This is a genomic window from Micromonospora sp. NPDC005553, from assembly GCF_042871765.1.
In the GTDB taxonomy this organism is placed as follows: domain Bacteria; phylum Actinomycetota; class Actinomycetes; order Mycobacteriales; family Micromonosporaceae; genus Micromonospora.
The window spans coordinates 117,321-132,878 of record NZ_JBIAJD010000003.1 but is presented as its reverse complement, the minus strand read 5'-3'; the positions used below and the strand labels follow the sequence as shown (position 1 = coordinate 132,878).

Annotated in this window: 11 protein-coding genes; 3 read left to right on the top strand and 8 right to left on the bottom strand. The window is 72.3% G+C overall.

Annotated elements, in window-relative coordinates; translation table 11 throughout:
* Positions 1-74: 74 nt before the first annotated feature.
* The 4 genes from folE to ACFYPG_RS13040 form a co-directional block, all read right to left on the bottom strand.
* Entirely contained in the window at positions 75-740 is a 666-nt protein-coding gene (folE, locus tag ACFYPG_RS13055; RefSeq protein WP_091403265.1) for a GTP cyclohydrolase I FolE, read from the bottom strand.
* Between the two features lie 35 nt (positions 741-775).
* A complete protein-coding gene (gene ftsH, locus ACFYPG_RS13050; RefSeq protein ID WP_355005970.1) occupies positions 776-2,794 on the bottom strand; it encodes an ATP-dependent zinc metalloprotease FtsH in 2,019 nt (672 codons plus the stop codon).
* Between the two features lie 529 nt (positions 2,795-3,323).
* The gene (gene hpt, locus ACFYPG_RS13045) at positions 3,324-3,899 is read right to left on the bottom strand and encodes a hypoxanthine phosphoribosyltransferase (protein ID WP_091403272.1); all 576 of its coding nucleotides are present in this window, start codon (positions 3,897-3,899) and stop codon (positions 3,324-3,326) included.
* 100 nt (positions 3,900-3,999) lie between these two features.
* Complete coding sequence (locus ACFYPG_RS13040; RefSeq protein WP_355006099.1) at positions 4,000-4,188, bottom strand: hypothetical protein; 189 nt, start codon at positions 4,186-4,188, stop codon at positions 4,000-4,002.
* 99 nt (positions 4,189-4,287) lie between these two features.
* Between ACFYPG_RS13040 and ACFYPG_RS13035 the strand changes: the two genes are divergently transcribed.
* Positions 4,288-5,250 carry a GlxA family transcriptional regulator gene (locus ACFYPG_RS13035; protein ID WP_387351981.1) on the top strand — a complete coding sequence of 321 codons (963 nt, stop codon included), beginning with the start codon at positions 4,288-4,290 and terminating at the stop codon, positions 5,248-5,250.
* A gap of 15 nt (positions 5,251-5,265) precedes the next feature.
* Here ACFYPG_RS13035 and tilS read toward each other — a convergent pair whose 3' ends face one another.
* The 3 genes from tilS to dacB form a co-directional block, all read right to left on the bottom strand.
* Positions 5,266-6,258 (bottom strand): tRNA lysidine(34) synthetase TilS, encoded by a 993-nt coding sequence (gene tilS, locus ACFYPG_RS13030; RefSeq protein ID WP_387351979.1) that lies wholly within the window; start codon positions 6,256-6,258, stop codon positions 5,266-5,268.
* 10 nt (positions 6,259-6,268) lie between these two features.
* Positions 6,269-7,339: a zinc-dependent metalloprotease gene (locus ACFYPG_RS13025; protein ID WP_091403614.1), complete on the bottom strand. Its 1,071-nt coding sequence runs from the start codon at positions 7,337-7,339 to the stop codon at positions 6,269-6,271.
* A 93-nt stretch (positions 7,340-7,432) separates the two neighbouring features.
* Positions 7,433-8,911, bottom strand: a complete 1,479-nt coding sequence (gene dacB, locus ACFYPG_RS13020; RefSeq protein ID WP_387352686.1) for a D-alanyl-D-alanine carboxypeptidase/D-alanyl-D-alanine-endopeptidase — start codon at positions 8,909-8,911, stop codon at positions 7,433-7,435.
* A gap of 548 nt (positions 8,912-9,459) precedes the next feature.
* On the opposite strand from dacB, the gene ACFYPG_RS13015 reads away from it, so the two are divergent.
* Positions 9,460-9,966 carry an inorganic diphosphatase gene (locus ACFYPG_RS13015; RefSeq protein WP_099849144.1) on the top strand — a complete coding sequence of 169 codons (507 nt, stop codon included), beginning with the start codon at positions 9,460-9,462 and terminating at the stop codon, positions 9,964-9,966.
* Between the two features lie 31 nt (positions 9,967-9,997).
* Here the strand turns inward: ACFYPG_RS13015 and eccD are convergent, their stop codons facing one another.
* Positions 9,998-11,401 carry a type VII secretion integral membrane protein EccD gene (eccD, locus tag ACFYPG_RS13010; protein ID WP_387351977.1) on the bottom strand — a complete coding sequence of 468 codons (1,404 nt, stop codon included), beginning with the start codon at positions 11,399-11,401 and terminating at the stop codon, positions 9,998-10,000.
* A gap of 101 nt (positions 11,402-11,502) precedes the next feature.
* On the opposite strand from eccD, the gene eccCa reads away from it, so the two are divergent.
* Positions 11,503-15,489 carry a type VII secretion protein EccCa gene (gene eccCa / locus ACFYPG_RS13005; protein ID WP_387351976.1) on the top strand — a complete coding sequence of 1,329 codons (3,987 nt, stop codon included), beginning with the start codon at positions 11,503-11,505 and terminating at the stop codon, positions 15,487-15,489.
* Positions 15,490-15,558: the final 69 nt, after the last annotated feature.

The window sequence follows — 15,558 nt, the reverse complement described above, 5'->3', positions numbered from 1 at the left end:
GCCCGAGCTGGTGCGGAAACGCGACGGCCGGCCGTCCCGGTTGGGGTGGCGGCCGGCCGTGGTGCGACGGGATCTCAGCGGGGGATGATCAGCGCCATCGCCTCGGCCCGCGACTTGGAGTCCGACTGCAGGATGCCGCGTACTGCCGACGTGATGGTCTTGGCACCGGACTTCTGGATGCCGCGCATCGCCATGCACATGTGTTCGCATTCGAGCACGACGACGACGCCGCGGGGCGCGAGTTTGCTCATCAGCAGGTCGGCGACCTGTGAGGTGAGCCGTTCCTGCACCTGCGGACGACGGGCGAAGACCTCGACGAGTCGGGCCAACTTGGACAGGCCGGTGATCCGCCCGTCGGGGCCCGGGATGTAGCCGATGTGCGCGCTGCCCCGGAAGGGCAGCAGGTGGTGCTCACAGAGGCTCATCACGTCGATGTCCCGGACGATGACCAGCTCTTCGTGGTTGGCCTCGAAGGTGGTGCTGAGCACCTGGGCCGGGTCGACCCGAAGGCCGGCGAAGAGTTCGGCGTACGCACGGGCGACCCGGGCAGGGGTCTGCTGGAGTCCGTCGCGGTCCGGGTCCTCGCCGACGGCGATCAGGATCTCGCGGACGGCCTTCTCGATCCGGCCGAGGTCGACGGCGTCCTCGACGGGCCGGCCGGTCAGTTTGCCGCTGATCAGCCGCGCGGCCACGTAGTCCAGCTCGTCGTCGCCGTCGGGTTCGGTCGCGGAGACGGCCAGCTCCCGGTGTGGGGAGCTGGCCGTCGGGTCGTTGCTCAGTGCGTGCCGTCCGAGTTGTTGGACGGCGCCACGCCCCCAACCGACGCCTGCGCGCCGTCGGCCTGGGCCTGCGCCTTGAGCTTGTCCTTCTCCGCAGGGGTGAGCACGGGCGGCTCGGTGGAGGGCTGACGCTTGCCGAAGCCGTTGTACGGCGCCAGCGGCGGGCGCTTGACCACCCGGGAGCAGATCCGCGCCATGTCGGCCGTGGAGAGGGTTTCCTTCTCCATCAGCTCGAGCACGATGTTGTCCAGGACGTCCCGGTATTCCACCAGGATCTCCCAGGCCTCGTCGTGCGCCAGCTCGACCAGTGCCCGCATCTCGCCGTCGATCTCGGCGGCCACCGAGTCCGAGTAGTCCCGCTCGTGGCCCATGTTGCGGCCGAGGAACGGCTCGTCCCCGCTGGTGCCGTACTTGATCGCGCCGAGCTTGGAGCTCATGCCGTACTGGGTGATCATCGCGCGGGCCAGTTGGGTGGCCTTCTCGATGTCGTTGCCGGCGCCGGTGGTCGGCTCGTGGAAGACCAGTTCCTCGGCAGCGCGACCGCCCAGCGCGTACGCCAGGGTGTCGATCATTTCGGCGCGGGTCTGCGTGTACTTGTCTTCGGTGGGGAGCACCAGGGTGTGGCCCAGCGAGCGGCCACGGGACAGGATCGTCACCTTGTGCACCGGCGCGGCGTGCGGCAGCGCCCAGGCGACCAACGCGTGGCCACCCTCGTGGTACGCGGTGATCTTCTTTTCGTTGTCGCTCATGACGCGGGTCCGCCGCTGCGGACCGGCGACCACCCGGTCGATCGACTCTTCGAGCGAGTCGTTGGAGATCGCGCGCTGCTCCTTACGAGCGGTGAGCAGGGCCGACTCGTTGATCACGTTGGCCAGGTCGGCACCGCTGAAGCCCGGCGTGCGACGGGCCACCGCGTCGAGGTCGACGTCGGGCGTGAACGGCTTGCCCTTGGCGTGCACCCGCAGGATGGCCTTGCGGCCCTCCATGTCGGGGGCGTCCACCGGGATCTGCCGGTCGAACCGGCCCGGGCGCAGCAGCGCCGGGTCGAGGATGTCCGGCCGGTTGGTGGCCGCGATCAGGATGACGCCGCCCTTGGTGTCGAAGCCGTCCATCTCGACGAGCAGCTGGTTGAGCGTCTGCTCCCGCTCGTCGTGGCCGCCACCCATGCCGGCGCCACGGTGCCGGCCGACGGCGTCGATCTCGTCGACGAAGACGATCGCCGGGGCGTTCGTCTTGGCCTGCTCGAACAGGTCACGGACCCGGCTGGCGCCGACGCCGACGAACATCTCCACGAAGTCGGAGCCGGAGATGGAGTAGAAGGGCACCCCGGCCTCGCCGGCGACCGCGCGGGCCAGCAGCGTCTTGCCGGTGCCGGGCGGGCCGAACAGCAGCACGCCCTTCGGGATCTTGGCGCCCAGGGCCTGGTACTTGGCCGGGTTCTGCAGGAAGTCCTTGATCTCGTACAGCTCTTCGACGGCCTCCTCGGAACCCGCGACGTCCGCGAAGGTCGTCTTCGGAGTGTCCTTGGTGATCATCTTGGCCTTGGACTTGCCGAAGTTGAGCACCCGGGAGCCGCCGCCCTGCATCTGCGACATGAAGAACAGCAGCAGGAGCACGAGCAGCGCGATCGGCAGCAGGTTGACCAGCAGGCTCACCCAGATGCTGTCCGAGGAGACCTTGGCGTCGGCCGGGCCGGTGACCCGGTTGTTCGCCTTGGCGTCCAGCACCTCGTTCCAGATCTGGTCGCCAGCCTGGTACGGGAACTGGGCCTCGATCTTGTTGGTCTCGGTCTTGCCGAACTTGGTCTTCTGGGCCAGGTCCAGCTGGAGCGTCTGCTCCTTGTCCTGGAAGACCACCTTGTTGATCTTGGCGGTGTGCAGTTGATCGAGCGCAACGGAAGTGTCCACGCGGTGGTAGCTGGGACCACTGGTGAACAGCTGACTGAGCACAACGGCGCCGAGGATGACCAGGATGATCCAGACCACCGGTCGGCGGAAGAAACGCGTACGTTCCATACTGTTGTCGAGCGCCGGGGCGCCCGCATCCTCCTGATCGACGTCCTGACCGTCTGATGGTGTCGCCGCATTGAGCGGCGGCCGGAGCCGCCGTGCGGGCCGACTCGACCCCGAGGCGCGAAAACTACCGCGCCGCGGTCATTCGACGGTACACCGTGTACGCGAGGCGTGAGCTTGCGAGCCCCGCAGTCGTGCACCATCAAAAGACCGTGTACGCCAGCAGCGAACCTGCGAGCCTCCGCACTTCACGCGCCTTCGACATCGACGACACGCACCGTGGGCAGGCCCACCAGCCCCGCAGCCAACGTACGGCGAGTCCGGGTGGAAGCCGGCGTGGCGGGGAGTCCGGCTCGGCCACCCGAGCGCCCGGTCACGCGATCGAGTGGGTCGAGCGCGGAGGAACCTCCGGGCCACCGTGCTACACGGTAACCGCATCAGCTGAGAGCGCGCTGAACGTCGGCTTGATGGATGCCGATAGAAGTCGGGCTCATGTCGACCCGCGGGCCGCCCGCGACGGGTCGGCCCGGCGTCAGGAGCGGGCGTAGACCTCGGGCTTGAGCACCCCGACGTACGGCAGCTCCCGGTAGCGCTCAGCGAAGTCGAGGCCGTACCCGACCACGAACTCGGTGGGGATGTCGAAGCCGACGTACTTCACCGGTACCGGCACCTTCACCGCGTCCGGCTTGCGGAACAGGGCGACCACCTCGACGCTCGCCGCCGAGCGCGACTCGAGGTAGCGCAGCAGCCAGGAGAGCGTGAGCCCGGAGTCGACGATGTCCTCGACGACGATCACGTGCCGACCGGCGATGTCCCGGTCCAGATCCTTGAGGATGCGGACCACCCCGGAGGAGGTGGTGCCCTGGCCGTAGGACGAGATGGCCATGAAGTCGAGCTCCGCCGGCGGGCCGTTGCGGCCCAGCGCCCGGGCGAAGTCCGCCATGAACATCACCGCGCCCTTGAGTACGCACACCAGCAGCAGCCCGTCGCCCACGTGGGAGTAGTCGGCGGAGACCTGCTTGGCCAGCTCCGCCGTCTTCTCGCGGATCTGCGCCTCAGAGATGATCACGTGGTCGATGTCGGCGTCGTACCAGGAGCCGTCAGCCATGACTCCTAGCCTGCCGTACGTCGGATGGCCTCCGTCGGCGGGGCCGCACCTTTTGGCGCAGTCCCGCCGAGGATTTTCTGCGCAAACAACGCTAATCACATCAGTTGGTGCGTGACCGCCAGCGGCGGCCATCGTCGCTCGGCTTCCAGTCGGCCGAATCGTGGCTGTCGACGGTGAGGCCGGCCGCCGAGGCGGTGGCGAGGAGGACGAGGAACAGGAGGATGAACAGGAACTCCATGGCGGCGCTCGCTTTCGCATGATTGCTGTCGGTTTCGCCGCCGGTGCGCACCGGACTGAGACAAGTCTGCGACCTCGCGAAGCGATCGGACAGTGGCAGGAATGCCAGTGGTCATCGATTTACTGCCACCTGTCGGGTTACCCTCGTCACATGCTGCGGTCCGTTGCCGTCCTCGCCCTCGACCAGGTCGCTCCCTTCGAGCTCGGCGTGCTCGCCGAGGTGTTCGGCACCGACCGGACAGCCGACGGTTTCCCCGCCTACCGCTTCCAGGTGTGCAGCCCGGACGGCGCTCCCGTGCGTACCTCGTCCGGCTTCCACCTCACCCCACACGCCGACCTCGGCCCGGTCGACGAGGCCGACCTGGTGGCCATCCCCGCGCACAGCCAGGGCACCACGGTCCCCGGCCCGGTGCTCGACGCGCTCCGTCGGGCCGACGCCCGCGGAGCGCACCTGTTCAGCGTCTGCTCCGGAGCCTTCCTGCTCGGCGAGGCCGGGCTGCTCGACGACCGCGAGTGCACTACCCACTGGCGGTACGTGGACGAACTGCAACGCCGGCACCCGCGCGCCCGGGTGCGGTGCAACTCGCTCTACGTCCAGGACGGTCGGTTGCTCACCAGCGCAGGCACGGCGGCCGGCATCGACGCGTGCCTGCACCTGATCCGCCAGGAGCACGGCTCGGCCACCGCGACCCGGCTGGCCCGGCGGATGGTGGTCCCACCGCACCGCGACGGTGGCCAGTCCCAGTACGTCGAGGCGCCCATCCCGAAGGCGCCCGAGGCACCCACCCTCGAACCGGTGCTGGAGTGGCTGATGGGCCACCTGGACCGGACGATCACCGTAGAGGAGTTGGCCGCCCGCGCCGATATGGCGCCCCGCACGTTCGCCCGCCGGTTCCGCGCCGAGACCGGCACCACCCCGCACGACTGGCTCACCAACCAGCGGGTGCTACTCGCCCGGCGGCTGCTGGAGGAGACCCCGTTGAGCGTGGAGGCGGTCGCCGACCAGGCCGGCTTCGGCGACGCGGCCGCGTTGCGCCACCACTTCAGTCGCCGGGTCGGTGCCACCCCACACAGTTACCGGACCACCTTCCGGGACCGGGCACACAGCGGCTGAGACCGGCCGGTCAGGTCAGGCGGGGCGCACCGATGCCAGCCGGCCGTCGCGGCGGAGCACCCGGACACCGCCGGGCAGGTCGGTCGGGCCCTGACCGTGCCAATCGGTCACCAGGGCGTCCAGAGCGGCCACGTGCCGGTGCGACAGGGCACCGGGCAGCGCACCCAACTCGCGGGCCCAGGAGTGCAGCACCCGGCCGCGTACGGCGGGAACCAGGCCGAGCAGGGCCGGTACGGACAGCCCTCCGTCGGGGCACCGGGCCGCCGCCAGAGCCGTCCCCGCCAACTCGTCGAGCGCGGCGTTGTCGGCGGCCACCAGCCGGGCGGTACGCGCCAGGTTGTCCACCACACCTGGCCCGAGCGCCCGCACCAGCGCCGGCAGGAGGTCGCCCCGCACCCTCGACCGGGCGTACGACGGGTCGCGGTTGTGCGGGTCCTGCCACGGGCTCAGCCCGAGGACGGCGCAGGCGGCGCGGGTCTGGTCCCGACCGATCTCCAGCAGCGGACGCAGCAGTGGCACCCCGCCCAGGTCGCGGCGGGCGGGCATTCCGGCCAGCCCCCGTGGGCCGGCGCCCCGGGCGAGCGCGAGCAGCACCGTTTCCGCCTGGTCGTCACGGGTGTGCCCGGTGAGCACCGCGACGGCGTTCTGTTGCCGGGCCGCCTCGGTCAGCGCCTGGTAGCGGGCCTCCCGGGCGGCCGCCTCCGGCCCGCCGGGACGCCCGGCCACCTCCACCCGGGCCACCGTCGCCGACACGAAGCCGACCCCTCGCCCCCACGTGGCTACCGCCTCGGCGCGCTCCGCGGAGCCGTCCTGCAAGCCGTGGTCGACGGTGACGAGCCCCGCGACGCGGCCCAGCCGTGGTGCCACGAAGGCGGTGGCCGCCGCGAGCGCGAGCGAGTCGGCACCACCGGAGCAGGCGACCAGCACCGGCCCGCCGGACGGCAGGCCGGTCAGGGCGCGGCGAACCGCCACCCGGATCGCGGCCACCGGCGGAGCGAGCGCGGCCACCGGCGGGTGGTCAGCCAGCGGCCGGAATGGTGCCGGCGGGGCCGTGCACCCGGGCGACCCAGGCGTCCGGGTCACCCAACTCCGACAGCCGAGGCAGGGTCAGCGGCGAGTTGAAGATCGAGTTGAAGCCGTCCATTCCGACGCGTTCCACCACCCCGTGCACGAACTTGCGCCCCTCGGCGTACTGGCGCATCTTGACGTCCACGCCGAGCAGCCGGCGGATCGCCTTCTCCAGCGGGTTGCCCGCCTCCCGGCGTCGGTTGAACGACGCCCGGATCCGCTCCACGCTCGGGATCACCTGCGGGCCGACGCCGTCCATCACGAACTCGGCGTGCCCCTCCAGCAGGGTCATCAACGCGGTGAGCCGGTCCAGTACGGCCCGCTGCGCCGGGGTCTGCACGATGTCCAGCACGCTGGTGCGGCTCTCCGGATCACGGACCGCGTCGGACAACGTGGCCACCCCGCGCCGCAACCGCTCGACCAGGTGCTCGCTTCCGCTGGACGAGGCGTCGACGAACGCCTGCACCTCGCTGAGGAAGTAGGCCCGCATCCACGGCACCGCCGTGAACTGGGTGCGGTGGGTGACCTCGTGCAGACACACCCAGAGCCGGAAGTCCCGAGGGTCGGCGCCGAGCTTGCGCTCCACCTCGACGATGTTCGGCGCGACCAGCAGCAGCTGGCCCGGGTCGGCCGAGAAGACCTCGTACTGGCCGAGCACCCGGCCGGAGAGGTAGGCCAGCACCGTCCCGGCCTGCACCCCGGTGAGCCGGGACCCGATCGCCTCGGTCAACGCGCCCGGTTGTTTGTCGCCGGAGAGCCGACTCACCAGCGGTGTGATCACCTCGCGGAGACCGGCGATGTTGGTCGCGGCCCAGTCGCGGCGGTCGACCACCCGGACCGGCGGATGCGACACCTGCGCCCGCAACCCCGTGTAGTCGGCCACGTGCCCGGCCGCCTCGTCGGTCAGCCGACGCAGGTCGCCGACCACGTCGGTGGCTTCCGCGTACGACACGCGGGGGCCAGACTTGCTCAACGCCCCCGCAGTGGCGGCGGCCAGATCCCAGTCCACGAACTGCGCCATGAACCCACCGTACCCGCGCCGCGACACCCCGGCCCGGGCTCGCGCCCTCGATCGACGCCGATGACGACCCCGTCGCCCCCGAACCGGCGACGGTCAGCCGCAGCCGCAACCGGCCAGCGCAGCGGCGATCCGATCCAGTGCCGGCTGGGCGGTGTCCCGGTCCCCCGGCACCTTGTCGGTGAGCACCGCGAAGGTCAACAGCCGACCGTCGGCGGTGGTGACCAGGCCCGCGACGGAGTGCACGCCAGTCAGGGTGCCGGTCTTGGCCCGGACGCTGCCCGCGCCCGCGGCCGTGCCCGCAGCGGTGCGGTAGCGCTCGTTCAGAGTCCCGGACCAACCGCCCACCGGCAGACCACCGAAGACGCCGGCCAGGTCCGGATGGTCCGGACTGGCAGCCAGGCGGATCAGATCGGTCAGCAGCGACGGGCTGATCCGGTTGAGCCGGGACAGGCCGCTGCCGTCGGAGACGCTGATCTCGTCGGCGGGCAGGCCAAGCTCAGCCACCTCGGCGTCCATGGCGGCGGCGCCGCCGTCGAACGAGGCGGGTTGACCGCGGGCCAACGCGACCTGCCGGGCGAGCGCCTCGGCCACCAGGTTGTCACTCTCGCTGATCATGACGTCGACCAGCCTGATCAGCGGCGGGGACTGCACCACGCCCAGTTCGGTGCCCGGTGCCGGGCTGGCACCGGCCGCCGCCTGGGGCGGGGCCGCGCCCCGCTTCACGGAGTCGGTCGGCACCCCGAGCAACCGGGCGAACGCCTTGCCGGCGGCCAGGTCCGGCTCGGCGAACCGCGGGGCGGACCCGTGCTCGACGCCCGGGTCGGTACGCGCGCCGTCGGTCATCAGCGCGGTCACCGCGCCCCCCGAACCGCCGGTGGGGATGTCGTCGTCCCAGCCGGGGCCGTAGACCGGGCCGGAGTAGACCGAACCGTCGACGGTGACACTGGTCGGGGGCGTGCCGCCGAGCGCGGTACGCACCTGGGCGGCCAGATCGTCGAGGCGCGCCGCGCCCGGGTAGTAACCCTTCTTGTTGATCGCGAGGGTCGGGTCACCACCCCCGATGATCACCACCTCGCCAGCCTTCGCGCCGGCCACGGCACGAGTGGGAATCCGGTAGCCGGGACCCCGGGCCGCCAGCACCGTCACCGCGGTCGCCAGCTTCGTCACCGAGGCGGGCACTGTGCCGTCGTCCGCCCCCTTGGCGAACAACGTCTGACCGGTGATCACGTCGGCGACCGAGACGTTCACCCGGTCGCCCAGGGCGGCGACGCCGACCAGTGGATCGAGCACTGCCCGAACCCCGTCCGGGGTGGGCACCGGGGCGTTCGAATCCGGGCCGCCCAGCACGTCCGACGGGGCGGGTTCCGGAGTCACGCCGACCGCGTTCGGCCCGGACCCGGCATCGTCGCCCAGCCACCCGGCGACCGGGCCGGGACGGGTGATCACGACTCCGACGCTGGCGAGCACCAGCAGGAGCACAGCGGCCAGCACCACCGGCAGCCGCCTCCGGCGGCGCGGCGCGGCAGGTACGGGCGCTGGCGCGGCGTCGGCGGGTGCCGGCAACGCGGAGATCGGCGGCCCCACCGGGGGGACCTCACCTGGGTCGGGGGCGGTCGGCCCGGGACCGAACGACGGGCTGACCGGCGCAGGGCTCACCGGGACCGTGGCACTGCCGCGCGGTGGGCCGCTCACCGGTTGGTCACCACCGGCTACCGGGAACCGACCCGCGTTCGGAGCGGGCGACGCCGGCCCCACGGGTGGGCGCCAGGGCAGCGGCGGGGGCCGCTCGGGCACCGTCTCCGGTGCCGGGGTCGTTACTTCGTCCGGTGCCGGGGTCGTTACTTCGGGAGCCCGTGGGAGGTGCGCCTCCGGCACCGGGACCCGCCCCTTGGCGCTGCCGGAGCCGGATCGTCCGGTACCGTGCGCGGAGCCCCCATCCGGGCGGTAGTGTGAATCTTCCCTCCCCACGACCCCCTCCTCCCCCAGCGAAAATCGGCTTGGGTGACACTACTTCGGTCCGAAGACTATGCGGCGGCCGGAGTCGGCGGGTGGGCATTCACCTGTCCGGAGGGCCGCCAGTGGTTCCGTTAGCCAGCGTGGGCAGACGAGGGAGCGTGCAGATGGATTTCGACGTGACGGTTGAGATCCCCAAGGGTCACCGGAACAAGTACGAGGTGGACCACAAGACCGGCCGGATCCGGTTGGACCGCACCCTCTTCACCTCCACCCAGTACCCGGCCGACTACGGGTTCATCGAGGGCACCCTGGGCGAGGACGGCGACCCGCTGGACGCCCTCGTGCTGGTCCCCGAGCCGACCTTCCCGGGCTGTCTGATCCGCTGCCGCACCATCGGCATGTTCCGGATGACCGACGAGAAGGGCGGGGACGACAAGGTCCTCTGCGTGCCCTACGAGGACCCTCGCCAGGAGCACCTGCGCGACATCCACCACCTGGGCGAGTTCGACCGCCTGGAGATCCAGCACTTCTTCGAGGTCTACAAGGACCTGGAGCCCGGCAAGTCGGTGGAGGGCGCGACCTGGGTCGGCCGCACCGAGGCCGAGGCCGAGATCCACGCCTCCTACAAGCGGGCCCGCGACGCCGAGGCGCGCGGCGAATCCATGCACTGACGATCACTGACGCACAGGGCCCGAGGGTCGCTCAACCGAGCAGCCCTCGGGCCCTGTCGTACAGGTCGAGCACCGCGCAGGCGATCGGCACCACGGCGACCACCAGGGCCGTGTCGGTGAGGTCCGCGACCCTCCCGAGGTACGGCGAGACCGGCCGGCGGGCGTACCCGGTGCCGCTGGCGACCGCCACCAGGGCCAGCGCCGCCCCGCCCAGAACCAGCACCAGTCGCCATGTCTCGTCGGCCGGACCGACCAGCACGGCGCCCAGCGCCGCGTAGCCGGCCAGCCCGGCGAGCACCGTCGGCACCCGGTGTCGCAGCGCCACGAACAGCCGCGACCGCAGCAGCAGCACAGCCGAGGTGACCGCCACCAGCACCCGGCCCGCCGTGCCACCGGCGACCACGAGGACCACCGCTGTGGCCACCACCAGCAGCGCGTGGCCGATGAGCATCCCGGTGAGCATCTCCTCGGTGCGGATCACCGCGGCGAGCACCCGGCCCCGGTCCGGCAGATCCCGGACCCGCTCCGGCTCCTCGGCGGGGGTGGCGGCCGGCAGGGTGATCGGCGGCAGCGGCAGCTTGCCCAGCCGGATGGCCAGCAGCGGGATGACGCCGACGGCGAAGACCAGTGCGCTGAGCAGCACCGCCGCCGTACCGGCAGTGGTCGTCAGCAGCCCACCGAGCGCGGCCCCCGCGCCGATCAGGCCGACAGTGACGCCGGCCACGAAGATCCGCAGCCGACTGGCCACTCCGAGGAGACCGATCAACGCCACCAGCAGCAGCGCTACCGAGCCGGCCAGCAGTTCGGGAGCGCCCACCCAGCGGGCCGGTCCGATCGGCCCGACCGGATCACCGGAGCCGACGGCCAGGGCACCGGCCGTGAAAGCGTAGGGCAGGGCGTAGCCGCCGAGCGTCGCCCCGGCGGTGCCGTCGCCGTTGGCGCGGGAGGCCACCGTGCCGGCCACGGTGAGCACCAGCGCCACCGCGACGGCCGCCAGCCAGCCGGCCCGGTGCGTCGGACCGCCGGCGAGCAGCGCGAGCAGTCCGACCGCGAGCGGTACGGCGGCACCGGCCAGACCGGCGGCCCGGGTGGCGGTGGGCGACCAGGCGCCGCCGCGGCGGCGAGCACCGTCGGCGATGGCCTCGATGACGTCGTCGTACTCCAACTCGGGCCAGTGCGCGCGGGCCGGCACGAGGTGCAGCACCTCACCGTCGCGGACCCCCTGCGGCAGCAGGGCCTGTGCGGTCACCAGCAGCGCCCCGTCGGTGCGGCGGAGGACCCAACCGCCGTGCTGCTCGCCGTCGTCGGCGAGCCCGACACCGGCGTGCCGGAGCACGTCGGGCAGCAGCTCAGCCAGGGGCACCTGCTCCGGCAGGGCGACGTCCACCCGTCGTTGCGGCGCGCTGATGGTGACGCGTGCCAGCCCGGTAGTCATCGACTGGTCTCCATATCGACTGGGATCGGAGGCTGCGCGGACGACAGGACTTTACCTACCATGAGCCAGGCTCGGGTTACCGAGCGCTGTCAGGAGGCCGAGTGTCCACCGTCGTCATCAAGCGCCCACCGCGCCGACCAGCGCCGGAGATTCCCGCCGGTGAGCTGTCGGTCGACGCGCCACCGGAGATCCCCGTGGTGACCGGCGGGCGGTGGCAGCAACTGCTCATGCTGCTGCCCATGCTCGGCGGCACCGTGGCGATGGCGATGATGTTCGGCCGGGGCGGCGGCGCCTACTCGTACGTGGTGGGCGGGATGTTCGGGCTCTCCTCGTTGGCGATGCTGGTGACGTCCTGGGGCAGCGCCTCCGGCACCCCGAAGAAGTCCGAGATGATGGCCGCCCGCAGGGAGTACCTGCGCCACCTGGCCACACTGCGGCGGCGGGTACGGCGGACCGCGGGCCAGCAACGGGCCGGGCTCTACTACCGGCACCCGGATCCGGGCCGGCTGTGGTCGACGGTGGACAGCCACCGGGTCTGGGAACGGCGCCCCGCCGACCCCGACTTCGCTGTGGTGCGGGTCGCCGTCGGGCCGCAGACCCTGGCCACCCCACTGGTCCCACCGGTCACCCGGCCGCTGGAGGAGCTCGAGCCGATGACCGCCGGCGCGCTGCGCCGCTTCCTGGACGCGTACTCAGTGGTGCCGGATCTGCCGGTGGCGCTGTCGCTGCGCAGCTTCGCCCGGGTGCACGTGCGTTCCGCCGCCCGTGGCCGGGCCGCGACCACTCCGACCACCGGCGGGCCACCCACCGGCGACCCGGCGGCGCAGGCGCTGGTCCGGGCCGTGCTGACCCAGTTGGCCGTCTTCCACGCCCCCGACGAGCTGCTCGTCGCGGTCTGTGCCGGGCCGGAGCGCCGCGCCTGCTGGGAGTGGGTGAAGTGGCTCCCGCACGCCCACCATCCCGGCCGCGCCGACGCGCTCGGCCCGGTACGCCTGGTCACCAGCTCGGCCGCCGAGTTGGAGTCGCTGCTGGCCGATGTCCTGGCCACCCGGTCCCGGTTCAGCCCGGCCGGCCCGGCCACCGACGGCCAGCACGTGGTGGTGGTCCTCGACGGCGGCGACCTGACCGGTGCCAGTGACCTGACCGGCGACGGCGGCATCGACGCGGTCACAGTGCTGGACCTGGACACCCCGCCGCCCCGACTGCTGGACCGGTACGCGCTGCTGCTGGAGTTGCACGGCCGGCGGCTGCACTCGCGGTCGTCCGACGGGCATGCCGAGGTGGGCACCGCCGACCAGTTGGACCTGGCCGACGCCGAGGCGGTCGCCCGACGGTTGGCACCGCTGCGGCTCGCCGGCGCGGCCCGCGGGCCGGACTCCCCACTCCAGGCCGACCTGGGCCTCCCCGAGCTGCTCGGCCTCGGTGACCCGGAGAGCTTCAGCGCGGAACAGGGCTGGTTGCCGCGCTCGGCACGGGACCGGTTGCGGGTGCCGATCGGTGTGGGCGCGGACGGCGGCGCCATCGAGCTGGACCTCAAAGAGTCCGCCCAGGACGGCATGGGCCCGCACGGCCTGCTCATCGGGGCGACCGGCTCCGGCAAGTCCGAGCTGCTCCGCACGCTGGTGCTGGGGCTCGCCGCCACGCACAGCTCCGAGCAGCTCAACTTCGTGCTCGTCGACTTCAAGGGTGGCGCCACCTTCACCTCGTTCGACCGGCTGCCGCACACCGCGGCCGTGATCACCAACCTGGCCGACGCGTTGCCCCTTGTCGATCGCATGGTGGACGCGATCAACGGGGAGTTGGTCCGCCGCCAGGAGCTGCTGCGGAGGGCGGGCAACTTCGCCAGCGTGCGCGACTACGAGCGGGCCAGGGCGGCCGGCAGTCCCCTCGCCCCGCTGCCGTCGTTGCTGCTGATCTGCGACGAATTCTCGGAGCTGCTTTCCGCCAAGCCCGACTTCATCGACCTGTTCGTGCAGATCGGCCGGCTGGGCCGGTCGCTCGGCGTGCACCTGCTGCTCGCCAGCCAGCGCCTGGAGGAGGGCCGGCTCCGCGGGTTGGACACCCACCTCTCGTACCGGATCGGGTTGCGCACCTTCTCGGCGTTGGAGTCCCGGACGGTGCTCGGCGTGGCCGACGCGCACGAGCTGCCCCGCTCACCGGGCCACGGCTACCTGCGTGCCGGCACCGACCCGCTGGCCCGCTTCAAGGCCGCGTACGTCTCCGGTGCCGTCCGCCGTCGGCCCGCGCCGGGCGGCGTCGCCACCGAGGGAGGCGCACGGCTGCTCACCTTCAGCACCCACGTCGTACCGGTGCCCGAGCCGGCGACCCCGGCCCTGCCCGTCGTGGCGGAGGAGGAGGGCACCAGGACGCTGCTCGACCTGCTGGTGGACCGGCTCGTCGGGCAGGGCCCGCCGGCGCACCAGGTCTGGCTTCCGCCGCTCGGCCAGCCGCCCGCCCTGGACGAGTTGCTCGGTCCGGTCGAGGTGCACCCGAAACGCGGGCTGACAGTGGGCAACCCTGAGCTGCACGGGGCACTCGGTGTGCCGATGGCGGTGGTGGACAAACCATTGGAGCAGCGCCGGGACCTGCTCTGGCTGGCGCTGGACGGCGCTGCCGGCCACGTCGCGGTGGTCGGCGCGCCGCAGAGCGGCAAGTCCACCGCCCTGCGCACGCTGATCTGCGCGCTGGCGCTCACCCACACACCGGCCGAGGTGCAGGTCTACTGTCTCGACTTCGGCGGCGGCGGGTTGGCCGCGCTGCGCGACCTTCCGCACGTCGGCGGGGTGACCAGCCGCGCCGACCCGACCGCCGTACGACGCACCGTCGGCGAGATGACCACCCTGCTGGTCGACCGGGAACGCCGCTTCGCCGAGCTGGGCGTGGAGTCGATGGCCGCGTACCGGCAGCGTCGAGCGGCAGCGGGGACCGTGGGCCAGCCGGGCACCGACCCGTACGGCGACGTGTTCCTGGTGATCGACGGGTGGACCACCATCCGCGGCGAGTACGACGACCTGGAGCCACTCGTCACCGACCTGGCCACCCGGGGCCTGTCGTACGGGCTGCACGTGGTCGCCACCGGGCTGCGGTGGCTGGACTTCCGCCCGGCGATCCGGGACCTGTTCGGCTCCCGGCTGGAGCTGCGCCTCGGTGACCCGGCCGACTCGTTGGTGGCCCGGCGTGCGGCCGCCAACGTGCCGGAGCGCTCCGGCCGAGGGGTGACCGCGGAGGGCCTGCACTTCCTCACCGCGCTGCCGCAGCTTGGTACCGCCGGCGGAGACACCGCCGACCTGGTCAAGAGGGCCGCCGACGGGTGGGCGGGTGCTCGGGCGCCCCGGGTGCGGCTGCTCCCGCCGGTGCTGCCGTACGCCGATCTGGACCTCACCTCGACGACCGGGCTGCGGCTGCCGATCGGGATCGCGGAGGCGGACCTGCGCCCGGTGTCGATCGACTTCGCCACCGAGCCGCACTTCGTGGTCTTCGGGGACTCGGAGTGCGGCAAGTCGTCGTTCCTGCGCGCGCTGGCCACGTCGATCATCGCCCGGTTCACTCCCGAGCAGGCCCGGGTGATCCTCGTGGACTACCGGCGCAGCCTGCTCGGTGCCATCGAGACGCCACACCTGATCGGGTACGGCACCGCGGCGGCTCACACCGCCGACCTGGTCGAGTCGGCCGCCGGGTACCTGGAGCGGCGGGCTCCCGGGCCGGAGGTCACCCCGCAGCAGTTGCGGGACCGGTCCTGGTGGTCCGGGCCGGAGCTGTTCGTGCTGGTGGACGACTACGACCTGGTGGCGGCCGGGCCGGCGAACCCGTTACGCGCACTGGAGGAGCACCTGCCGCACGCCCGGGACATCGGGCTGCACCTGGTGCTGGCCCGCCGGTCCGGTGGGGCGAGCCGGGCCCAGTACGAGCCGATCGTGCAGCGCCTGCGGGAGCTGTCCACCGCCGGCCTGGTGATGGCGGGCAGCCCCGAGGAGGGCGCACTCGTCGGGGCGGTGCGACCCGGACCGCTGCCGCCGGGGCGTGGTCGGCTGGTCACCCGACGGGAGGGCGTACGCCTTGTTCAGCTGGCACAACTGCCGCCGCAATGACCTGACTCGCCGGTTCTTCCCGTGACGGGTGGGGAAACCGGTAATCTCCGATCGTCATGGTTCCGTCGG